The sequence below is a fragment of the Cytophagaceae bacterium ABcell3 genome, from assembly GCA_030913385.1.
GTDB lineage: Bacteria > Bacteroidota > Bacteroidia > Cytophagales > Cytophagaceae > ABcell3.
On sequence record CP133159.1, the window covers coordinates 4,918,961 to 4,942,768 of the forward strand.

At 39.2% G+C, this 23,808-nt stretch carries 20 protein-coding genes; 3 read left to right on the top strand and 17 right to left on the bottom strand.

What is annotated here, in order from left to right:
* Positions 1-46 precede the first annotated feature (46 nt).
* Positions 47-463: a hypothetical protein gene (locus RCC89_20215; protein WMJ75464.1), complete on the top strand. Its 417-nt coding sequence runs from the start codon at positions 47-49 to the stop codon at positions 461-463.
* Positions 464-715: 252 nt separating this feature from the next.
* Here RCC89_20215 and RCC89_20220 read toward each other — a convergent pair whose 3' ends face one another.
* The 10 genes from RCC89_20220 to RCC89_20265 all read right to left on the bottom strand — a co-directional run bounded on the left by RCC89_20220 (position 716) and on the right by RCC89_20265 (position 12,054).
* Positions 716-2,113 carry a LutB/LldF family L-lactate oxidation iron-sulfur protein gene (locus RCC89_20220; GenBank protein ID WMJ75465.1) on the bottom strand — a complete coding sequence of 466 codons (1,398 nt, stop codon included), beginning with the start codon at positions 2,111-2,113 and terminating at the stop codon, positions 716-718.
* On the bottom strand, positions 2,103-3,683 hold the full coding sequence (locus RCC89_20225; GenBank protein WMJ75466.1) for a M28 family peptidase: 1,581 nt from the start codon (positions 3,681-3,683) through the stop codon (positions 2,103-2,105). The genes RCC89_20220 and RCC89_20225 overlap by 11 nt, the downstream gene beginning before the upstream one ends.
* A 123-nt stretch (positions 3,684-3,806) precedes the next feature.
* Positions 3,807-5,747: a molecular chaperone DnaK gene (gene dnaK, locus RCC89_20230; GenBank protein ID WMJ75467.1), complete on the bottom strand. Its 1,941-nt coding sequence runs from the start codon at positions 5,745-5,747 to the stop codon at positions 3,807-3,809.
* A 270-nt stretch (positions 5,748-6,017) separates the two neighbouring features.
* Complete coding sequence (locus RCC89_20235; GenBank protein WMJ75468.1) at positions 6,018-6,605, bottom strand: hypothetical protein; 588 nt, start codon at positions 6,603-6,605, stop codon at positions 6,018-6,020.
* Positions 6,606-6,690: 85 nt separating this feature from the next.
* On the bottom strand, positions 6,691-6,912 hold the full coding sequence (locus RCC89_20240) for a hypothetical protein (GenBank protein ID WMJ75469.1): 222 nt from the start codon (positions 6,910-6,912) through the stop codon (positions 6,691-6,693).
* Between the two features lie 96 nt (positions 6,913-7,008).
* On the bottom strand, positions 7,009-7,698 hold the full coding sequence (locus RCC89_20245; GenBank protein ID WMJ75470.1) for an FKBP-type peptidyl-prolyl cis-trans isomerase: 690 nt from the start codon (positions 7,696-7,698) through the stop codon (positions 7,009-7,011).
* 107 nt (positions 7,699-7,805) lie between these two features.
* Entirely contained in the window at positions 7,806-10,181 is a 2,376-nt protein-coding gene (locus RCC89_20250) for a PBP1A family penicillin-binding protein (GenBank protein WMJ75471.1), read from the bottom strand.
* 54 nt (positions 10,182-10,235) lie between these two features.
* Positions 10,236-10,640, bottom strand: coding sequence for a response regulator (locus RCC89_20255; protein WMJ75472.1), 405 nt, complete (start codon positions 10,638-10,640; stop codon positions 10,236-10,238).
* A gap of 162 nt (positions 10,641-10,802) precedes the next feature.
* Entirely contained in the window at positions 10,803-11,219 is a 417-nt protein-coding gene (locus tag RCC89_20260; protein WMJ75473.1) for a transmembrane 220 family protein, read from the bottom strand.
* A gap of 118 nt (positions 11,220-11,337) precedes the next feature.
* Complete coding sequence (locus tag RCC89_20265) at positions 11,338-12,054, bottom strand: nucleotide-binding protein (protein WMJ75474.1); 717 nt, start codon at positions 12,052-12,054, stop codon at positions 11,338-11,340.
* A gap of 208 nt (positions 12,055-12,262) precedes the next feature.
* Here RCC89_20265 and RCC89_20270 point away from each other — a divergent pair, with 208 nt between their 5' ends.
* Positions 12,263-13,153 carry a hypothetical protein gene (locus RCC89_20270; protein WMJ75475.1) on the top strand — a complete coding sequence of 297 codons (891 nt, stop codon included), beginning with the start codon at positions 12,263-12,265 and terminating at the stop codon, positions 13,151-13,153.
* Here RCC89_20270 and RCC89_20275 read toward each other — a convergent pair.
* Positions 13,127-14,206, bottom strand: coding sequence for a DNA methyltransferase (locus tag RCC89_20275; GenBank protein ID WMJ75476.1), 1,080 nt, complete (start codon positions 14,204-14,206; stop codon positions 13,127-13,129). The two genes, RCC89_20270 and RCC89_20275, sit on opposite strands and share 27 nt — an antisense overlap.
* Before the next feature lie 318 nt (positions 14,207-14,524).
* Here RCC89_20275 and RCC89_20280 point away from each other — a divergent pair, with 318 nt between their 5' ends.
* Positions 14,525-14,821 carry a hypothetical protein gene (locus RCC89_20280; GenBank protein WMJ75477.1) on the top strand — a complete coding sequence of 99 codons (297 nt, stop codon included), beginning with the start codon at positions 14,525-14,527 and terminating at the stop codon, positions 14,819-14,821.
* Between the two features lie 7 nt (positions 14,822-14,828).
* Here RCC89_20280 and RCC89_20285 read toward each other — a convergent pair whose 3' ends face one another.
* The 6 genes from RCC89_20285 to RCC89_20310 form a co-directional block, all read right to left on the bottom strand.
* Positions 14,829-15,131 carry a hypothetical protein gene (locus tag RCC89_20285; GenBank protein ID WMJ75478.1) on the bottom strand — a complete coding sequence of 101 codons (303 nt, stop codon included), beginning with the start codon at positions 15,129-15,131 and terminating at the stop codon, positions 14,829-14,831.
* 254 nt (positions 15,132-15,385) lie between these two features.
* Positions 15,386-16,789: a dihydrolipoyl dehydrogenase gene (lpdA, locus tag RCC89_20290; protein ID WMJ75479.1), complete on the bottom strand. Its 1,404-nt coding sequence runs from the start codon at positions 16,787-16,789 to the stop codon at positions 15,386-15,388.
* Positions 16,790-16,845: 56 nt separating this feature from the next.
* On the bottom strand, positions 16,846-18,360 hold the full coding sequence (odhB, locus tag RCC89_20295; protein WMJ75480.1) for a 2-oxoglutarate dehydrogenase complex dihydrolipoyllysine-residue succinyltransferase: 1,515 nt from the start codon (positions 18,358-18,360) through the stop codon (positions 16,846-16,848).
* Between the two features lie 34 nt (positions 18,361-18,394).
* Entirely contained in the window at positions 18,395-21,169 is a 2,775-nt protein-coding gene (locus RCC89_20300) for a 2-oxoglutarate dehydrogenase E1 component (protein WMJ75481.1), read from the bottom strand.
* Between the two features lie 97 nt (positions 21,170-21,266).
* Positions 21,267-22,478 (bottom strand): NAD(P)-dependent oxidoreductase, encoded by a 1,212-nt coding sequence (locus RCC89_20305; GenBank protein ID WMJ75482.1) that lies wholly within the window; start codon positions 22,476-22,478, stop codon positions 21,267-21,269.
* Between the two features lie 753 nt (positions 22,479-23,231).
* Positions 23,232-23,783: a CPBP family intramembrane glutamic endopeptidase gene (locus tag RCC89_20310; GenBank protein WMJ75483.1), complete on the bottom strand. Its 552-nt coding sequence runs from the start codon at positions 23,781-23,783 to the stop codon at positions 23,232-23,234.
* Positions 23,784-23,808 lie beyond the last annotated feature (25 nt).

The following is a 23,808-nucleotide window of genomic DNA, read 5'->3' on the forward strand; positions in this document are numbered from 1 at the left end:
GTAAAACCCAAAATTCATCTACTGTAATTAAAAAAGACCATATAAAATGAAAAACTGGAACAAAACAGCAAAAATAAAAGCATTGCTTCTTATACCTTGCGCACTTCCAGCCTTCTTGTATACTGTGGAAGCGGCTCCTCAGGAAGGTATCCTAATATCAATGATTATGCCTTTGGTTTTCACAAGTTTTGCCACTCCTCTTTTGGCCAAATACAATGCCGAGCCAGGAAAGAAGCTCATACCACCTGCTTGGAATGACAATCCGCTCAACCTTGCAAATCCACTTCCTTTTTTTCAGTTTGCCTCATTTATATTTTTAACTTTTGGCATAAGTCAACTAGTGGCAACTTTAATAAAGTTTGGGAGCTTCAATGAAATTGGACTTATATCTATTTGCTTTGGCGTAGGCATGTTTATAGGAATAAAGTTTGCTGTCCTAATGCCAGAGGGGAAAAGCAAATAAGACATAATCTTTGTTTAATAATATAATTTCCAAGACATAAAAAAGGCAGTTCATCAGAACTGCCTTTTTTATGTCTTGCCTTTAAACCTGAAATATGCAATAGAACTTTCTATTGCGTAGCAAAATAACTTCAAATCAGTCGCTTCGCTCACATTTGTGTCTTAATCATAGCGGCTGCTATGCTGTGCGACCCAAAAGTTCTGATTTATTGTTGTTTTGCCCCTCCTGACAACCCCTTTTACATAATCCAAGTTATATATCTTTCTTATTTTTCATTCTTTCCCGGTACTGCTGGTTAAAAGACTTAGACGCAAGCTTTGGAAGCGTCCTTCTTTTACCCCATGATTTACGTAAGAAAATCTTTAATATCAGGTTTTTCACGCCACTTCCACCCATATTCATTAACGACCTATTTAGCATCGCTTTTCTCCATAGGCGAAAACCCAGCTTTTCTGTTTTCGAAACCATCTGCTGCTCTACACTTTGTTTTCGGTTCAACAGCAACAAATTATGGATATTAATACGTACAGGACAGACAGCAGTACATGATCCACACAAAGAACTAGAATAGCTCAAGTGTTTAAATTTCTCCATCCCCTCATAATGCGGGGTAATCACGGATCCAATAGGACCACTATATGTGGTATTGTAAGTATGCCCGCCAACATTCTTATAAACAGGACAGGTATTCAAACAAGCACCACATCGAATACAATGCAAGGCCTCCCTTTTCTCCTTATCAGCTAACAGCTTCGTCCTCCCATTATCCAGCAAGACCACATACATTTCATCAGGTCCGTCGGCCTCACCGGCTTTTCTGGGGCCGCTTAAAATGCTGTTATAAACTGTTACATTCTGTCCAGTACCACTTGTGGCAAGCATTGGCCACATAAGCTCAAGCTGGTCTATAGAGGCTAGCATTTTTTCAATTCCAGCAATAGCTATATGCGTTTTAGGAAGTGTTGTCGTAAGTCTTGCGTTACCCTCATTTTCTGTAATAGCTATACTTCCGGTATCTGCTATAAGAAAATTGGCACCGGTTATTCCCACTTCGGCATCAGCATACTTTTGCCTAAGAAGCTTTCTAGCTGTCAATGTCAAATCTCTGGCGTCGTCAGTAAACGGTATTTTTAACTTCTTGCTGAAAAGCTCACCAATGTCCTTTCTTGACATGTGCATGGCCGGTGTCACAATATGATAAGGCTTCTGCTCTGCCAACTGCACAATATACTCACCAAGGTCTGTTTCTACTGCCTCAATTCCATTATGCTCGAGAAACTCATTTAAATGAATTTCTTCAGAAATCATGGTTTTGGACTTTACCACAGACCTGGTCTGTTTCTGACGTAAAATATTTAGGATTTCATATTGCGCTTCCTCCTTATTTTGAGCCCAAATAACTTTTCCGCCATTCCTTGTAAAGTTATGCTCAAAGCTCAATAAAAGCCTATATAGATTGTTTATCGCGCTTTCTTTGTATGCAGCCGCTTTATCGCGTGCTGTTTCATAGTCAGAAAACTGGGCTAAACCTTTCTCTACAGAATTGTTGTAGCGGCCAATATTGAACTTAATGGTTTCTCTATGACCTGCATCAAAGGTTTTTACCTCGGCGTCTTTTAGAAACTTCTTATTGTAGTCTTTACTCTTCATTTACGTCAACTTCTACCCTATTTTCCCTATTAGCCAGGTGCCAGGCAGTGTAGAATACCAGTTTAGTTATATTTTCTACTTTATCAAATAATATTTTATCTACCGTATCTGATGGCTGGTGATAATCTTCGTGCACACCATTGAAATAAAATATTATGGGAATGTTATTTTTTGCAAAGTTATAATGATCTGACCGGTAATAAAAACGATTTGGGTCATCTGGTTCATTATAACGATAATCAAGCGTCAAATTAGTATATGCATCATTGGCATTTTCACTTACTTCATGCAATTCGGTAGACAATCTGTCACTTCCAATAAGGTAGACATAGTCTGGATTGTCAGGATAGTTTTCATCCAAACGCCCGATCATATCGATATTCAAATTGGTAACTGTATTTTCTAATGGAAATACAGGATTGTCCGTGTAGTACTCTGACCCCATCAGACCTTTTTCCTCAGCGGTAACTGGCATAATGAGTATGCTTCTCCGAGGCCTGTGGCCATCTCTAGCAGCCATAGCAAAAGCTTCTGCGATTTCTATCAATGCCACTGTGCCAGAACCGTCATCATCTGCCCCATTATAAATCTTGCCATTTTCTATGCCCAAATGATCGTAATGAGCGGTCAATACTATAATTTCCTCTTTCTTGTCGCCCCCTTCTATAAAACCCAAGATGTTTTCTGTATTGACAATACTGTCTGTAGTAGTAACGGCCGAGCGGACAATAGACCGTTTGAACTTCATATCAGACGGCTTTTCTGTCAACAATGCTTCCCGCTTATCAAACAACTCTTCTTTATTAATCCTCAGCATTTCAGCACCCAAATCCGGTGGAATAAAAAAGGCACTGCCAGACCTACGTTTGTGGGTATAGGCCAAAGAAGGCTGAGCAATATGTTCTTTTAAAGTATTTAACCTACGGTCAAACTCATCTCTCGAATTTCCCACTACAACAAATACCTCACGGGCACCTTTGTCCCTTGCCAGTGCTGCTTTACGACGCCAGTCGAAGGCCCAATCAGATATTTCGCTAGTGTTTGTAATAAGCGAAATTCCATCTCGAACAGGCTCGCCCATAAAGATAACAACTCCTTTACCTTCCACATCCAAGTCTTTGTAGTCAGAGTATTCTGGGGTTTCTATACCAAAACCGGCAAAAACCATTCTCATTTTCTCCCTGGCTTCTGGGTCAAAATCACCAAACAAATAAAAATCTTCCAAGAAAACCTTTTCCCTTTTATTCACGATTAGTTTAACCTCGTTCCACTCCTTTTTAATGAGGTCAAAATTTTGGAAATAACTACTATCCCCGTCATTGACTACACCGGGAAGCACCCCTGAGCGTTCAAAGGCATTGGCAATGTATTCGGCAGCCATTTTTTGCCCTCTAGTCCCAGTTTCCCTTCCTTCTAGGCTGTCAGATGCGAGAATATGTAAATGCTCCGACAACTCTTCTGCTGTAATAGTTTCTGCATACCGTTGTGCATCTGTGTCTGGAGAAAACTGAGCATAAACAAAGGAATGAGATAATAAAAAAATTACACCAAAAAAGACTGTAGATTTCATAATTAAGGAGATTACTTTTCAAAGATATATAGAAAAACCCTCAGAACGGTAAATGGTTTATAATAAAAAAAGCTCCCAGTAAAACCGGAAGCTTTTTTTAAAGTAGTTTATAAAAGGTAAGGTTTATTTTTTATCCTTATTGCTATCCACTTCTTCATAATCTACATCAGTCACAGAGTCACCAGATCCGTTTTGGCCTTGTGCACCTGCATCGGCACCAGGGGCTCCTGCACCAGCTCCTGCACCATCAGCACCTGGCTGCTGTCCTTGGCTGTACATTTCCTGCGAAGCATTTTGCCAAGCAGTGTTCAAGGCAGCCATTGCCGTATCTATAGCAGCAAGATCCTTAGACTCATGTGCTTTTTTAAGGTCTGCAAGAGAAGATTCCAGAGCGGTTTTGTTGTTTTCTGACAACTTGTCTCCAAACTCCTTCAACTGCTTTTCGGTCTGGAAGATCAAAGAGTCAGCCGTGTTCATTTTTTCGATTTTCTCTTTCTCAGCTTTATCGGCTTCCTCGTTAGCTTTCGCTTCGTTTCTCATTTTTTCGATTTCATCGTCAGTTAAGCCTGAAGAAGCTTCGATTCTGATTTTCTGCTCTTTTCCAGTACCTTTATCTTTAGCAGATACATTTAGGATACCATTGGCATCTATATCAAAGGTAACCTCAATTTGAGGAACGCCTCTTGGTGCCGGCGGAATTCCATCAAGGTGGAACCTACCAATACTTCTATTGTCTTTCGCCATTGGTCTTTCACCCTGCAATACGTGAATTTCCACAGATGGCTGATTGTCGGAAGCAGTTGAAAACACTTCAGACTTTTTAGTCGGGATAGTAGTGTTAGACTCAATCAGTTTAGTCATTACACCACCCATTGTTTCAATACCCAAAGAAAGTGGGGTAACGTCTAGAAGCAATACATCTTTAACCTCACCTGTAAGTACACCACCTTGGATAGCAGCACCGATAGCCACAACCTCATCAGGGTTTACACCTTTAGAAGGTTTTTTACCAAAGAACTTCTCTACTTCTTCCTGAATCTTAGGAATTCTGGTAGAACCACCTACAAGGATAACTTCATCTATCTGAGACACATTTAGACCAGCGTCACTTAGCGCCTGCTTGCATGGCTCAAGAGATCTTCTTACTAGATCATCAGCAAGTTGTTCAAACTTAGCCCTGCTAAGAGATTTCACCAAGTGCTTAGGAATTCCATCTACCGGCATGATATACGGCAGGTTGATTTCCGTAGATGTAGAGCTAGAAAGCTCAATTTTAGCTTTTTCAGCAGCCTCTTTCAATCTTTGAAGTGCCATAGGATCTTTTTTAAGATCTACACCTTCATCTTTTTTAAACTCATCGGCCAACCAGTCAATGATTACTTGGTCAAAGTCATCACCACCAAGGTGGGTATCACCATTAGTAGATTTTACTTCAAATACACCATCACCAAGCTCAAGTATAGAGATATCAAATGTACCACCACCAAGGTCAAATACAGCGATAGTTACATCATTGCTCTTTTTATCAAGTCCATAAGCCAAAGCCGCAGCCGTAGGCTCGTTGATAATACGCTTAACTTCTAATCCGGCAATCTGCCCTGCCTCTTTTGTTGCCTGTCTTTCGGCATCGTTAAAGTAAGCAGGAACGGTAATTACAGCTTCTTTCACCTCTGTTCCAAGGTAGTCTTCAGCAGTTGCTTTCATTTTCTGAAGCACCATTGCTGAAATTTCTTGTGCAGTATAATTTCTGTCACCAATTTTTACCCTTGGAGTATCATTACTTCCACTTTCTACGGTATAAGATACATTCCCAGCTTCTTTAGAAACGTCAGAGAATTTCTTACCCATAAAACGCTTAATAGATGCAATAGTATTGCTTGGGTTGGTTATTGCCTGTCTTTTAGCAGGATCCCCAACTTTTCTTTCACCATTCTCCAAAAAAGCGACAATAGAAGGTGTTGTTCTTCTTCCTTCGCTATTAGGAATTACTACCGGCTCATTACCTTCCATCACGGAAACGCAAGAGTTAGTAGTTCCTAAATCTATTCCTATAATTTTTCCCATAAATTGTAAGTTTTATTCTTTTCAGTTCTCAAATTCTTAATAACCTTTTACAAGCCCTATGCCAAGAGGAATTTCAAGCCAGTTTTATGACATAATGTCAGAGTCAAAGAAAGATCCCGACATATCAGACATACCATGCTTACCAATGATTAATGAAATTGTTATATTGACAGTTAAAAAATGAATGTTGTCAATAGTTTTACCTGAAAAGAAAAAGAAGAAAACCCTGCTACTTTAGCGTACACATGTGTTAGGCGCTAAGAAAAAAAACTATTTTATTGACGATAAAGCCGAAGGAGTAAATACGATTGGGTTAATTTCTATTTCAACATCATGCACTTTGACGTTTCCCTGCTTCTTTAGCATAATTTCAAACTCTCCCAAGCGACTTTTCCAGATAACTTGATTTTCGGAGCTAAAATCAGGTGTCCCAAAAGAGTATTCAAAATAATTGAGCAGTTCTTTAAACGCAACTTTCTGCTCTTCTTTGTTTTGCGGGTATAAATAGGCCTGGATCTTTACCACCTTTGACTGGTCGTCAAAGAAATACTCTACATCCACATCTTGGTTTACGTCATAGTTCACCCTATATACAATGGATTCGGGGCTGTCGTTGATTATTTGGGTAGTCTCTTCAATTTTCAGTACATCATCCCTTAGGGTTCCCAGACTCACACCTCTAAAAGTACCGCTAGCAGCGGGCTTTACAATTAACTCAATAGATGGATTTATTTCAAAGTCAAAAGTTTCTTCATAATAATAACTTGAGTTATCGTCGCTATTCTCAGACTCAGAGCAAGAAATAGTCAAAGAAGAAATTACAGCAAAAAAAATGAGGTACTTAATTTTCCCTATCATATGATTTTGAAATAAAGTTATGTATGTAACGAAGGCAATAGTGGGTTAAATATAAAAAAAAATGATAAAGAGAAAAATCCCTTTATCAATGTCCGCCGGGAGCAGTATCAGGGAAAGTCCCTGTCCAAGGCCCGGTATCCGGATGACCTAAAGAAGGTACTCTTCGTGGGTCTGTTGTGCCATGTGCGTCACTTCCTGCTGGTGCCTCCACGCCACGTTCTGTCCTGGTAATGTCTCGATTACATGAAGAAAATATTAAAACTACCAGCACTAGTATTATCGTAAATATCCCTGCAATCCTTCCCATATTATACCTTTTCAAATTACTTATATATATAACACAGGATGAAAACAGTATGTTAAAAAAAAGAGCTGTCAGTTATTTTTGACAGCTCTTTTTTTACTATTCTTTCTTATGAATATCGATCAATTCAACTTCAAAGATAAGTGTAGAGTTAGGCTTAATAGCTCTTGACCCTCTTTCACCATATCCAAGATCAGCAGGCACATACAGCTTCCACTTAGATCCTTTTGGCATAAGCTGAAGGGCTTCTGTCCAGCCTGCAATTACGCCAGATACTGGAAACTTAGCAGGCTCCCCTCTTTCTACTGAACTGTCAAAGACAGTCCCATCAATTAAAGTACCATGATAATGCGTAGTAACCTCATCATCGGCAGTAGGTTTTTCTCCTGTACCTTCTTCAATAATCTCATACTGAAGTCCGCTTTCCAATGTTACAACACCTTCTCTTTCTTTATTCTTCTCAAGAAAAGCGACACCTTCCTCAAGGTTGCCATCTGCTTGCTTTTGGAAACGAGCCATCATATAGGACTCAATCAATGCACCTGCTTCCTCCTCAGTCATTACCATTTCCTTCTCATTTAAAACATCCTTAATAGCAGAAGCAAGGATATCAATATTAATTTCGTCTAGAGACTGGTTTTTGAAGTTTTGTCCAAGGTTAACACCAATACCGTAGCTGACAGAATCAGCTTCTGTTTTTAAAGATAGGTCTTTGCTTCCTGATGATGGGTTGCAAGACATTGCCAAAGCGGACAATGAACCTGCGATAACTAAATTTCTTAACAACATTTTGTGGTTTATAATTAGAGACTTAAAATACGAAAGTGAATTAAATGGAAATTTTCCTAATAATTAAATTTCATCAAGAAAATTTTTAATTATTTATATAGACTAAGCTATTTTTTCTTAAATAAGTTCTTTATTTTATCAACTGTATTCTTTTTTTCTTCCTTTTTAGGTTGCGACCTATAGTTGTGGCGCGGTTTATGAGTAGCTGACGCCCGGTTATAATCTTTCTTTTTATTTTCTTTTTTAGCTTTAAAAAGATCCCAAAAACGTCCTTCTTTAGGAAGTTGATCAACATAAGGTTCACAATCCACTTTATCTCGTGCATCATCTGACAACCGAGGGAACCTAGCCATGGCCATACTACGAAGCCCTGGATCATTATTAACTTTTTGCATAAATTTCCCCCATATAGGCAAAGCCATATTGGCTCCCTGTCCGAGGTCAATAGTTCTAAAGTGTACCCGGCGATCTTCAGCCCCTACCCAAACACCAGCTACAATAGAAGGGGTATATCCCATAAACCAACCGTCAGCATGAGATTGAGTAGTACCTGTCTTTCCGGCAATATCATTTCTAAGGTTAAACTGGTAGCGCAACCTTGCAGCAGTACCATTGTTTACAACCCCCTGAAGCATATGAGTTAGTATATCTGCATTTTCTGCAGATATCACCTGTTTGGTTACGCGATCCTTGTTTTCAAAAATAATGTTTCCGTTTTTGTCTTCTATTTTCAAAAGATACACAGGCTCTGTGTACCTTCCTTGATTAGCAAAAGTGCCATAAGCGCCAACCATTTCATAAAGCGAAATATCAGCAGACCCCAGGGCCATAGACGGCACAGGCTCTAAGTTGCTCGTGATGCCCACTTCTTTAGCCAAATCTACAACTGCCGGAATACCCGTTTTGGCTATTAAATGCGCCGATATAGTATTTACCGACTTGTTAAGTCCTCCTGTAAGCGAATAATAGCCACCATAGTCACTATCGGAGTTCCTTGGAGACCAATTGTCATAATTAGTAAACATGATACGCTTATTCGCAATATATTCGCAAGGACTAATTCCCTTTTCCAAAGCCGTTGCATAAACCAGAGGTTTAAAAGTAGAACCAACCTGCCTTTTAGCATTCGGGTTTACGTGGTCATATTTGAAATGCCTGTGGTTCAATCCACCTACCCACGCTTTAATTTCTCCATTGGTAGGATCCATAGCCATAAAAGCAGCATGCAAAAAGTGTTGGTAGTATTTAACAGAGTCCAACGGGGTCATTTCTTTTTCCACTTCCCCATTCCAAGAAAAGACCTTCATATGCTGAGGTTCCGCAAAGGTTTTTCTGATTTCGGCATCATCCATGCCCCGTTTTTTGAGTGCACGGTACCTGTCACTTCTTTCTACAGCCTTAATTATCACATCATGATTTCTTCCCCAAGGTTGCTTATTTCCCCAATGCTTATAGAATAGCAACTGCAATTGCGACATATGCTCTTTCATTGCCTCCTCTGCATATTGCTGCATTCTTGAATCTATGGTAGTATAAATTTTCAACCCATCAGTGTATACGTTATACTTACCCCCCTCCGGCCTTTTAACATCTTTAAGGTTTTTCTGCACCTCCTGCCTCAAAAACTCCCTAAAGTAGGTAGCTAATCCATCATTGTGCGTAAGGGTAACATAGTGAAGCTGAAGGTCAGTATTCTTCAACTCTTCGGCCTGCTCTTCATTAATGAAGTCATATTTGGCCATTTGCGACAACACTACATTTCTTCTTTGAACCGCCCGCTCAGGATATTTTTTAGGATTGTAGTAAGAGGTAGCTTTGAGCATGCCCACCAATACAGCAGCTTCTTCTGTATTTAACGTGCCCGGTGTTTTGTTAAAAAACCTTCTACTAGCAGAACCAATGCCCCATGCATTCTCACCAAATGGCACTGTGTTCAAATAAAGGGTAAGAATTTCATTTTTGCTATATGCCTTTTCTAACCTGGAAGCAATGATAATTTCCCGCATTTTGTTTACCGGCATGGAAAGCCTACCATGGGTAGCCCTTGGGAACAGGTTCTTTGCCAACTGTTGTGAAATAGTACTCCCTCCACCAGAGCTTTCATTGCCAAGCAACAGCGACTTAATGAGCACCCTGAACATACTCGTATAGTCTACTCCCGAATGCTCGTAAAACCTTGCATCCTCTGTAGCAACCAATGCATTGACAAGAGAAGGAGAAAGGTCTTCAAACTTCACATTGCTTCGGTCCTGAAAATAATACTTCCCTAGCAGTTTCCCATCAGAGGAAAAAATCTCAGAGGCGGTATAATTGTCCACAGCTTTAAGGTCCTGAACGGAAGGTAAGCTACCAAAAACCCCTACACGTACCGCCAAATAAAAAAGGGTAAAGACAAATACCAGTAAAAGGACTCCTGCCCCTATAAGCTTTAATGCAAATCTCTGTACCTGTTGTTTAAACGTTTGGTTCTGTTTTCGGTTCATCCGATATTCTATAATTGCAGGCTATAACCTGATTTTTAATAAACTAGTTCCAGCTTATTGACTCGATATTTCTTCAATTAGCTGACCTACTTTCTCTTCGGTCAGTGGTTTAACCAAAAAGTGCTTTATACCGAGCTCTTTGCAGTGGTCAATATCTTCTTCATTATACACACTTGCCAGCATAACGATGATTACCTTCTCTTTATTTAAAAATTCAAGCCGGGTAAAGCTGTCCAGAAACTCAATCCCTCCCATTACAGGCATATTAATATCAACAAAAATCAATTCTGGACAAGTGTTGAAATCCGGATCATAATTTACAATAAATCGCAAAGCTTCCAAACCGTTTGATACAGTCTGAATGCCATTGGTGATGATGGTCTTTTCTAGAAGCCGCTTTGATACATAGTTACATACCTCATCATCATCAATTAAAAGAGTACAGTTGAAATCCTTCACAAAATTCAATATTTATTACCAGTCAGTCTCACAAATAACTGTAAAATCCTACCAAAGTTAAGAGGCTTATAGGAGAAGGGCAAAAAAGAACTTGGCTATTTCAAATAAAAATATAATTCTCCCTTGACAGGGTGCAATTAAAACCAAGTTTATACTAAAGCTTTACACGTCCATCTGTTCGGGAATATTGCTCATAATCTTTTTGGGTTTAACATCTTCTTCAGTTTTTGTACGCCTGCCATAGCACATTAACAAGAGCATTACAGCCCCTGAAATCAACAATCCGCCAGCTTCTCTGGCCTCTTCTACACCCAAAGCGTGCATTCCTAAAGATTTTTGCGACATCTCTGCTTCGTAATATTCCACCAGTGAAGGGGGAAATTGAAAGGCTGCACCAATTAAATAAATTACAGCGCTAACACCCAACATGTAAAAATTAAACTTCCCCTTAAATGACATCCAGCACATAACCGCAGCATACCCATATATAGGAACCCAAACATACGGGTCGGGGTCATTATATTGAACTGCACAAAAACCTACGAACATAACAAAGAATAACAATGACAAATACTTCATAAGTAAAAGTTAGCTTTTGAGCTAAAAAACTACCAGAAGCCTATATTGTTCATCATTATCCCTGCTGTATCCGGCATACAACTGGACAGACTAGTACCTATTATAAATTGGCGACCAATTATAAATTGGCGACCAAGCCTTCATCAATGTAAACACCAGAAGCCTTTAAGTGGGAAACAAGCGTTTTTTTCCAATCCCCTTGCATATCAAACTCGTTATAAGCAAGACCAGTAAAGTCAAAAGGAGTTTCAATAAACTTAGAAGCTGAACGGAAAAGGATAACATTTTTTCTACCAGCATTGGCCAAAAAATATCCTAGTTGAAAAAGCACCTTTTGACTAGCGCGATAAACATCTGCTCCTTGTGCAGCAGACTTAACATGGTTGTCGGCAGACAAAAGTACCACAGCATACTCACAATCTTTGGCAGCCTCGTGAAAGTCTAGATAGGTTTTGCCTTTATCTTCATAATCCACCACCACAAAATCGAGACGAAGTCTTCCCAGAAAAGAACTTACCTTATCTTTCATGGAGGAATCTTTGCCGTACACAATATATATTTTCTTATTCTCTTCTTTAATCAGGTACAATAAGTCAATCAAGTGTTTCTGCACCCTTCGAAACTGCAACTTGTCTTCATTATTTTGTATGTAAGGGAGCCTCATCATCTGCTTATGGTATTTATCCAGCTCCTCTAAATAAAAGTTTTTCCTTAGCGTATACGCATTATATATTAAAGTGCGCACTTCACTATAAATGTGACCATAAGGCTCTTTCCAATCACCGCGGTACTGTAAATTATGAAGTTTGTTTAAATAAAATTTTAATTCTGTCATATAAGGGTCAATTTGAACCAGGAGATACTCAGGTCATACAAAAGGCCGAAATTAGGCCTACTGGACAATCTAAGCTAAAAAAACTAATTACCCTCAAGTCAGCAATAAAGTTTCTAAATCCGTTAAAATAATCATTGAGTTAATAGCTCCTTTTAATGGAATATTTAGTTAATTATTCTCAAATTGCACATCCAAAAGAATGAAATAAATGCTATCCTTAGAACAAGACTTACAACGAAAGAAAAATACTTTGCAAGAATTTAAGGATATAACATTAAGGGTACTTAACTATCTTCCGCATGTATTATCCAGTTCTGAAAAAAAAGGCGACTACCTTATCTATTCTTCAATAATAGCAGAAACTAAGAAGTATTTAAGGCCAATAAATTATAAGCTTTTTATAAACAACCCAGACCGTTTTTCTGAGGGCTTTGAGAAACTATTAGAGGTAAACAGGAAAATCAAAAGCCATCACCTAACATTTTCTTCGGAGGAAAAAAACACTATAAATAGTGTTTTATATACAATACAGCAGTCTATAGGCGCTGGCTTAGACTTATTAGTTAACCCCAACAGTGGAAGAAAACATGCAGGCAACAGGTTTGAGGAGTTAATTAAGGTGGTATTTTCTGAAATTGGAATTCCCAATAAGAGGGTTGTACTTAAAATCCCTTATGAAACTGACCAAGGCGTAAAGAACTATGTATGTGAAAACGACCTTATCCTTTCCCCAGAAGGTCGTTCGTCGAGCAGCACTTCATTAGATGAAAACGAAATAGTTGTGTCTGTAAAAACTACTTCTAAAGACCGAATGGGAAAAATATTTATTGATAAAATTCTACTTGAAAGATTTGTAAAGCATAAACTAAAATTTATTGGTATATTTTTAAATGATGTCCAACGAAAAGAACAGGACAATATCAGCTTTACCTTAGTATCAGGGCTATTTATGGTGTATAACAAGTTCCTTACTCCCTTGGACGGAGTATATTATTTAGACCCACCTCCTAATGCTCAAAAGGAACCATACAATGCACATATAAAACCATTTTCAGAGCTCATTACCACGGATTTAACCACTTTGCTCTCCACCTCTTAATTTTATGCGGCGTAATTGTGAATCAGTTTCATCTTTCATGGAAAGCACCCTCGAAATAAAGTCCTTGTCCCCTAACCGGGACTTAATCAACTGGCAGTACTCTTTGCTCAGGTCACAGCCAAGCCAGGATCGTCCATAAGCTTCAGCAACTGCATAAGTGGTGCCTGACCCTCCAAAAGGATCTACAATAGTACTATCGGGGTTAGATGAGCTTAAGATAATTCTTCTTAATAACTCTAGGGGCTTCTGTGTAGGATGAGGTGTTTTTTCCCAGCTCCCATTGGAGATAGTAGGGATTTCAAAAACATCTTTAGGTTTAGCTCCTAAAGGGTTAGGCTCCCATACATATTCAGATTTCTTGCCATTACCAAACTGAGATGTTTCAGCCTGTTTCCTTTTCGGATACTTTAACGTATGGTCATTATAAGGAATACGAACCTCATCTATATGATATATATAATTTTCTGATTTACGAAAGTGAAGTATGCTTTCATGAGACCGTCCCCAGTCGTTTCCTAGGTTTCCTTTATTTCTATAAAACCAAACAAGCCACTTACAACCTTTAAACATGCTGGCACTAGCCCATTTAAGATCTGCAAGTATTTCTGAAAATCCACATATGTACAATGAACCTCTGTCACTCAGAATTCTATGCGCTTCTCTAATCCACTCCATGCTCCAATTAACATACTCTTTTTGAGAAGCGAAAGTGTCCCAAACAGCCTTTTTAATATTATACGGAGGATCCGCAAAAACTAAATCTACAGATGCGTCCTCAATATTTTTCAAAAAATCAACAGCATCCATATGAAAAAGCTTCCCGACTTTAGTTTCAAAATAAGGAAAAGGTTTTTCTGAAGTCTTAGTTGTTTGACTAATATCTAGCTTAAGCTCCTCAACTAAGGAAAGCAGTTGACTCTCAGAATATACCCGGTAGTTATTAATAGGATGACGGGTGCTGGCAAACTTCCCAGATTTATCCCAGCGTCTTAGTGTTTCTGGACTTACTTTTAATATTTTAGCAGCTTCTCCTACTGTTATAAATTTATCCATATAACCCTATACAACTTTATACATCATTAAACAATAATACACATAATATCAAAAATTAGGAAAAACGATAAGAAAAAATATTCTAAACATTTTCCCTAAAAATTTACTTAAAGTGCATTTCCTCCAAAACCTCTCTATCATATATATTTACAAATAAAAAAATAATTTTTTAAAGAAAGATTTGCATGATTTTTGTAACAGAATTAAGAAAAATTGTAACATTTTAACCCTTTTGTTGGTAAAACACTATTACAACAATTTTACGCTTATTGAGTAAATAGTTAATTTTTTTTCCAGAACCTTAACCAAATAGACCATATGAGAATCTTACAGAAACCTGTTACTGTCGTTGAGAAGGAGTCCATAGGGCAATTAAAGTTTACTAAAGACGATGTCTTGACAGATCCTGCCCAAAAAAGATTAAGAACCATTTACCTGAAAAAAGCCGAGGCATTAGGAAATGGTTATAAAAATAAAGTAAAACTGGTATTTCAAACGGACAAAAGTGATCTTATGGCAGTAGAAACTACTATCTGGTCTGCCAATGATGAATTTATTTCTCTTAAAGGAGGCTTAAATATTCCTACGAAATCAATCGTAGATATCGAATTTTAAGTAATAGCTAGCCGGATATCAAACCGGCTTTTTTCTTTATAAACAACTGGTATTTTTCCAAAAGCTCTAAAGCTTCTTTTTCTTCAAAGCCACCTACTTTTCTAAAAGCTAAAAAATCGTTTACCACTTTCTCGTTCAAATCTGACACATTATCAATCATCCTAAAAAAGCATACATATTCTATGTAGGCATGCAGAAACAGCACCTGACTATCCAAAACATGTAAGGTGCTAAGGAATTCTTCAAGCCATACATCCATATCGGCTTGAAAAAACTCGTAAGACTCCATATCATCAAGGGTGGCTGACATAATGATATTGGCAAAATCTGAAAAACATTACTAAATCCATCATATACTACGCAAGCACTTCTTATAGTAATCCAACACTGGCTATCTATATAGGTTCACAATGAACAGCTCGTTTTGCTAGGGAGGTTTAACCTGGAATATGCATTAGAACTTTCTATTAATTAGCAAAACAACTCCAGATCAGTCGCTGCGCAACAAAAAAGGAGAAGCTTTGCTTCTCCTCTAATATACTGATTAAGTTCAAATGAACTAACTTAAATATGCACAGCGCGATTTTCTGTTGCTGCAAGGCAAGCCTCTTTCATAGACTCGGTGAACGTTGGGTGTGCGTGCGACATTCTTGCAATGTCTTCTGCAGAAGCCCTATATTCCATGGCAACCACAGCTTCCGCGATCATATCGGCAGCTCTTGGCCCAATCATATGAACCCCCAGAATCTCATCCGTTTGCTTATCCGCCAGTACTTTCACAAAACCATCTGTATCCATACTAGCCCTTGCCCTACCAGAAGCTTTGAAAGGGAACGACCCAGTTTTATAAGCTCTACCAGCTTCTTTAAGCTGCTCTTCTGTATAACCTACTGCCGCAACCTCAGGCCAAGTATACACAACGCCAGGAATCAACAGATAATTGATATGAGGCTTCTGTCCAGCCATCGACTCCGCAACAAATACCCCTTCTTCTTCTGCCTTATGGGCCAACATTGCACCTTTGATCACATCACCTATAGCATAAATATTAGGCGCAGAAGTTTGTAAGTGTTCATTTACCTCTATACGTCCACGGTTATCCGTTTTTACACCTATGTTTTCCAGACCAAGACCGTCTGTATAAGGCCTACGACCTACGGATACCAAGCAATAGTCTGCCTTGAACTCTACTTCATTGCCTTTGCTATCATCTGCTTTAATAACTGCCGCCTTGCCTTTGGCAACTGCTGATTTAACTTTGTGCTTAAAGAAAAACTCAAAACCCAACGTTTTCTTAAGAACTCTCTGTAGTTCCTTGCCCAAGGCTTTGTCCATGGTCGGGATCAAAGAGTCCATATACTCAATAACTTTAACCTTGGTACCTAACCTGGCATATACAGAGCCTAGCTCCAAACCTATTACACCGCCCCCAATAATAACTAGCTCTTTAGGAACTTCCGTCAGGTTCAATGCTTCGGTAGAAGTAATTACCCTTTTCTTATCTATCTCAATACCTGGCAAAGTTGAAGGTTTTGATCCTGTAGCAATAATTGCTTTACCAGTCTTTATTTCAGTGGTTTTGCCGTCACCAGCTGTAATTTTTACAGTATTTTTATCAACAAAACTCCCTAAACCATGATGTACATCGATTTTGTTCTTTTTCATCAAATAGTTGATGCCATCACACGTCTGCTTGACCACTTCAGACTTGCGGCCAATCATTTGCTTGAGGTTTACTTTAAGGTCTTTTAACTCTATACCATGCGTACCAAAAGTGTGTGCCGCATTATGATAATGCTCTGAAGAATCTAGCAGAGCTTTAGAAGGGATACATCCTACATTTAGGCAAGTACCTCCCAGTGTGTCATATTTTTCTACAAGTGCAGTTTTTAAACCAAGTTGTGCACATCTGATAGCAGCAACATATCCGCCAGGGCCTGAACCTATAATAGTTACATCATATTGCATAATCTCAAAAATTTAAAAAGGTGCCCATTACAGGCACCTTAGATTATAAAATAAAATTATATTCCTAAAAGTAATCTGGAAGGGTCTTCAAGCAATTGCTTAACCCTTACCAAAAAGCCTACAGACTCACGTCCATCTATTATTCTATGGTCATAAGAAAGTGCTACATACATAATAGGTCTAATTACCACTTCACCATTTACCGCCACAGGACGCTGAACGATATTGTGCATGCCCAAAATAGCAGACTGAGGTGCATTGATAATTGGTGTTGACAACATAGAACCAAAGATACCTCCGTTGGTAATGGTGAAAGTACCACCGGTCATTTCGTCAATAGTCAACTTGTTGTCCCTAGCCCTGGTTGCAAGCCTGATGATTTCCTTCTCGATTCCGTCAAAGCTCATAGACTCTGCGTTTCTGATAACAGGAACCACAAGTCCTTTAGGAGCAGAAACGGCTATAGATACATCACAGAAGTCGTTGTAAACAATTTCATCTCCATCAATCATGGCATTTACTGCAGGAAACTCCTGAAGAGCCATACAACAAGCCTTTGTAAAGAAAGACATGAAACCAAGTCCTACCTGATACTTGTCTTTAAACTGTTCTTTATATTTAGAGCGAAGATCCATAACGGGCTTCATGTCTACTTCATTAAAAGTAGTAAGCATGGCCGTTTCGTTCTTCACAGCAACCAATCTCTTAGAAATAGTCTTACGCAAGCTGGTCATCTTTTGTCTGCGCTGTTCCCTTTCGCCACCTACAGCAGGAGCTGGTGTAGGAGCAGGTGCAGATTTAGGCTTCTCAGCAGCAGGCGCAGGTTTTTTGGCAGCAAGAGCATCCTCTTTAGTAATCCTACCGTCTTTGCCCGTACCTTTCACTTGCTCTGGCGAAATACCTTTTTCTGCAAGGATCTTACCAGCAGCCGGAGATGCGTGACCAGAAGCATAGTTTCCTTCAGAAGCAGCAGGGGCGCTTTGCTCAGTCGAAACAGACTCTTTGGCTGCACCAGCAGGCGCAGCGTCAGTAACTTCAATTTTACAAATAGTAGCACCAATTTCCAACGTTTCGCCTTCCTCCGCAACAATAGACAAAATACCTGTTGCCTCAGCCGTAAGTTCGAAAGTTGCCTTGTCGGACTCAATCTCACATAAGACGTCATCTATTTCTACAAAATCACCACTCCCCTTTAACCAATTAGCGATAGTAACTTCAGTGATAGATTCGCCAACGGCTGGCACTTTCATTTCCATCACCTCGCCTTTTCCACCACCAGAAGTAGCAGGCGCAGCTGTTTCAGCGGCAGGTTTTTCATCTCCTTTAGCAGGCGCGCCAGATTCGTCAATTTCACAAATAGTAGCGCCAATTTCAAGTGTATCACCTTCGGCAGCTATTATCTTTAATGTCCCTGAAGTCTCAGCATTAAGCTCAAAAGTAGCTTTGTCAGATTCAAGCTCACAGATTATTTCATCCGCTTCTACATAGTCACCATCTTGTTTATTCCATTTGGCTATGGTTACCTCTGTTATTGATTCCCCTACTGTAGGGACTTTCATTTCTAATGCCATTTGGTAGTTTTATTTAGGTTAAAAAAGGTTAAATTTATTTAAATGCCTCTCTCACAATTTCTTCCTGCTTGTCCATATGCGCCTTGCTATAACCTACAGCAGGCGAAGCAGCCGGTTCTCTTGAAATCACATCGAGGTCTACTGTCTTATATAATCTTCTCAAGATATACTCCCAAGCACCCATATTATTAGGTTCTTCCTGTACCCATACCACTTTAGCGTTATTGTACTTATTAAATACTTCCTCAAGTTGGGTAATAGGAAGCGGGAAAAGCTGTTCAAGCCTTACAATAGCCACATCTTTTCTCTTCTGGTTTTGCTGCTCTTCAAGTAAATCAAAATATACTTTACCTGAACAAAGGAGAAGCTTCTTAACGTCAGATGGCTTGTCTACATAATTGTCATCAATAACTTCCTTGAAGCCACCCTGCATAAATTCTTCAATAGGAGAAACTACCTTAGGGTGTCTTAATAAAGATTTTGGCGACATAACCACCAAAGGCTTTCTAAACGGCCAAGCCAACTGTCTTCTCAATAAGTGGAAGAAGTTTGATGGAACGGTAACATTGGCAATAACCCAGTTCATGTTAGCAGATGACTGCAAGAACCTTTCAAGCCTTGCACTGGAGTGTTCTGGCCCTTGACCTTCATAACCATGAGGCAAAAGCATAACCAATCCATTCATACGCTGCCACTTACTTTCTGCACTAGAAATAAACTGGTCGATCATTACCTGGCAACCATTGGCGAAATCTCCAAACTGTGCTTCCCAAATAACCAATGCATTTGGGTTTGCCATAGCATATCCATACTCGAAGCCTAGAACGCCATACTCTGATAGCAAAGAGTTGTATATTCTGAACTTATGCTGGTTCTCAGAAATGTGATTAAGTGAGTGATACGATTGGTTGGTTTCAGCGTCTTTCAATACAGCATGCCTGTGAGAGAAAGTACCTCTTTGCACATCCTGCCCACTCATCCTAACAATCTTCCTTTCTTTCAATAAAGAGCCATAGGCAAGAAGTTCAGCAGATGCCCAATTGAGCACCTTCTTCTCAAAGAACTGGTCTTTCCTATCCTTGAGCAATTTCTCTATTTGCTTTAGTGGCTTAAATCCTTCAGGGATAGTAGTAAGCGCTTTCCCTACCTGATCGATCACTTCTTGAGAAACTCCCGTATCAGGAGATTTTTTGAAGTCATCCAATGTTGATCTTCTAAGCTCCAACCATTCCTTTTCCATTTTCTGGAAAGTATAAGGAAGGGTCTTTTGCTTGACCATGCTCAGTCTGTCTTGCAGGTTACCACGGAACTCTTTGTCCATCTTTTTGGCAAGCTCTGCGTCTACATGGCCTTTTTCTATAAGCTTCTTGTTATATATTTCCCTAGGATTAGGATGCCTTGAAATCACATTGTAAAGTGAAGGCTGCGTAAACTTAGGTTCATCACTTTCGTTATGGCCATGCCTTCTGTAGCACACCATATCAACATAGATGTCTCTCTGGAACTTTTGTCTGAATTCAGTGGCTAACTTGACACAAAAAACAACCGCTTCAGGATCATCGCCGCTCACGTGAAGAACAGGCGCATCCACTACCTTAGCCACATCTGTTGAATAAATACTAGAACGTGCGTCATCAAAATCGGTCGTAAAACCTACCTGGTTGTTGATAACAAAGTGAATAGTACCGCCCACACTATATCCTTGAAGTTTGGACATTTGGGCAATTTCATAAACAATTCCCTGACCGGCCACAGCCGCATCGCCGTGAATAAGAATAGGGAGAATTTTGTTATAGTCTTTTTGGTACAACCGATCTCCTTTGGCACGACAAAATCCCATCACCACAGGGTCAACCGCTTCAAGGTGCGATGGATTAGGCGAAAGCTTTAGGTTAACCTTCTTTCCTGACTCTGTTTCTACTTCACTGGAATACCCCATGTGATATTTTACGTCTCCATCGCCCATGGTCAGGTCAGGCACAGCCGTACCTTCAAATTCGTTAAATATCTGCTCATAGGTTTTGCCCATGATATTGGCAAGGACATTTAAACGTCCCCTGTGCGCCATACCAATCACGACCTCCTCTACGCCAAGTTCAGCACCTTTATTGATAATGGCATCTAAAGCAGGTATGGTAGTCTCTCCACCTTCCAGTGAAAATCTCTTTTGACCTATATATTTTGTATGGAGGAAGTTTTCAAAAACAACTGCTTCGTTTAGTTTAGAAAGTATCCTTCTTTTTTGTTCTACAGGAGGGTTAAAGCTGAGGGAGTCCTTTTCTACTTTGGTCTTGAACCACTCAAGGATATCTGGCTCGCGGATATAGGTGTATTCAAAACCTACTGTACCTTCGTAAATATATTTAAGGCTTTGAACGATCTTTTCCAGCGTAGCAGGCCCTATACCGATTTCCTCGCCAGCTTGAAAAGTGGTTTGCATATCGGCCTCGGAAAGTCCGAAATCGTGCAAATCCAGCAAAGCTTTTCTGTCTCTTCTTTGCCTAACCGGGTTGGTCTTCGATTTTAAGTGGCCTCTGCTCCTGTAGGCATGAATCAGGTACCTAACCCTTACTTCTTTGGAAGTATTATCATCAACAGGAGCTATTGCTTTAGCCCCATTGGCAACGACTGTACTTACGCCTTTACCGGAAGTTTTCCCGTTGCTAAGGTAGTTAGCCTGTGAAAATTCAAAGCCCTCAAAAAATTTCTGCCAGCTTATGTCTACCGACTGAGGATCAGTTTTATACGATTGGTAAAGCTCATCGATATAACTCACATGAGCGTTGGATACATAAGAATATTTGTCCATGCAGTTTCAGATATTTAACTATACAAAGTTACGATATCATTTTGATTAAAAAAATCGCATAACCGCATTAGCGAATATAATTGACAATCAACACTATCTACAGCCCCGCATAGTCAGATAAATAACTAAATCCAGGGGTAAGTTTCCCATGATCAGCAATGGTACCACGTGCGATAGTCTGATCTTTGTCTTCACCTAGCAATAAAGGAAGTACATTATTTATCAATTGATTACCAAACTCTTTTGAGGCATCTCTGGGAAGTTCTCCTGGCAGGTTGTCAACCGCCATGACAGTTACATTATTATCATCAGAAAACGGTGCCTCCATCAAACCTGTCTCAGGGTTATAGTCATAGGCAGGCTCGAGAATCGAGCACGACTTAATTGTAGAAGGTATAGAACCATCAATATCGCAAGTTATATCGGCTATAACTTTAATACGAAAACCAGGATCCTTCATATCTTCCTTTGTAAACAAAACAGGCGCAGCGGGATCCCAATATGCACCTGCAATTAACATATCTGTTTTATCTAAAAACTTCTTGAAAGAGGACTGGTAGTTTTGAGGGTGTTGATGAAAGTCTTTACGGTCAAAAGGTTTACCGTCCTTTTTTTCATAGTAATCAGCCGAACTCAACTGAACGTAAACGGCTTCGTCAAACTCTTTTTCAAGATATTCTTGAACCGAAACTTTACGAATGTTCAGAGCGCTCAACACTTCCTCCGATCCTTTGGAAACTCTGCCAGAACCAGTCAAAATAATTTTTATAGGTGGCAGTTTTATTTTTTCCATTTCTTCATAAAGCTCTGCCAACTCGCCACATTGAAAAGCCCTGTCAAGATCAAAAAGTTGAAACCTTTTGCCATAAAGTAAAAAAGCGTTGTACGCACCAACTATTCCGGCAAAACGCCCAAAAGCAATAATCCTATTGCCACCTTTCTCAGTAAGGCATTCATAATCTATGAGCCTAATATCTTGCTGCAAAACAGTTTGTAGAAGCTTTTGGTTTTGAGGCTGCTTTTTTAACGTATGAGAAAAGAACAAATACGTTTTCCCTGGAATAAGCAAATGCATAGGTACTTCTTTAACCCCTAAAAGAATATCACAGTCAGACAGATCTTCCTTCAGAGGAATACCTTCACTAGTATATTCTCTATTGTGTACGCACCTAATATCGCTAGGCTGTACAAACACCTGTACATTTGGCCACTTATCCATTACCTCCCTACATTGATGAGGCAAAAGAGGAACGCGTTTATCAGGAGGCGTTTTGCCTTCTCTCAATACACCTATTTTTACTTCTTTCATTTTGTTAAACGTCAAAACATTTCACCTCCAAGTTCAAGGCATTTTCCTTTCCGTCTCTTCAAAACTAAAACATTTTACCTAAGAAAAACTAATTTAACCTGGGTTATGCATTAGATTTCGTTATAAGGGGCAAAAGAAAGTTCTCATGCATATTTCAGGTTAAACTCAGAATATACATGAGAAGTTTTAGGATAAAACAAATATCTCATGCCAACCCAATTAAATAAACTTTTAGCACCTGCTGAAAAGTTCTCAAGTGCTCAGCTTATATGATCGCCGACCTATACTATTGCCCATTATATTTTCAACAATAGATCGTCATTAAAAAAGGACATCTAAATGTATATTAATACTCAAATAAAATAACAGGGTTACCCATTTAGATATCTTATGCTTTATCAGCTTACATAGACTCGTTTAGTTACTTTTGCCTCGCCGGCAAGGCCTTACTTTTTTTCTTAGACAAAAAAAGTAAGCAAAAAAGTCAAGGCCCTGAAATTTGCTAAACTTTATAACCATTACGCTATTCCGATAGCTATCGGAATGAAACTCACCCTCCTTGCGTCGGGCTCAAACAGCAAATTTTTTGGCCGCTCCATGGTTATAAAGTTCTTAACGCAATTTCATCAATGGCCGCCTTATTTTCTAACAATGGCACATACCGCCATTTAAGGAAGGCCGTAAAGCATTTTATTGTACTAAAAACTTATTACTTCCTAAAGACTTAAATGGGTAATTCTATATTAAGCAACCCTAACTATTGGAAATGCTGCCTTGAATTTTAAGAAACAAAACCATGTCAAATACAGCGTGGGCAGTCATTACCGATATAAGCCCAACATGCTCAAAAAGGTAGCCGAACCCAGCTATTATAAAGACCATTACGCTACCATAAATTGTTATACGTGGGTTTCTAGGGTTAAGGTAGCCATGCAGAAGCACGAACAAAATTGAGGTAAGCCATACACCCAAAAAAGGCTGAATACCTGCACGAAAAAAAATTTCTTCGCCAATCCCTGCGCATAAAGAAATAAATAGAATTGCGGGAAGGTTTAAGCCTAGCTTCGAAATCATATTATAATAAAACGTCCGCTCTTTCTGAAAAAACTTTCGAGTAATAATAAACAGGGCGATACCGGCAGAAATGAGCCCTGCGGTCAAACCAACAAGCAACTGTAGTTCGATACTCCACCCATCCAACAAAACATCTACAAAACGATTATCTTGCAAAAACTCTATAATTAAAATGCCCCCAACTCCAAAAAAAAGCAAGGTACCTAAACCCAGAATCAATATTCTCTTCATAAAAAGGAAATTTATCAAAAGAAAG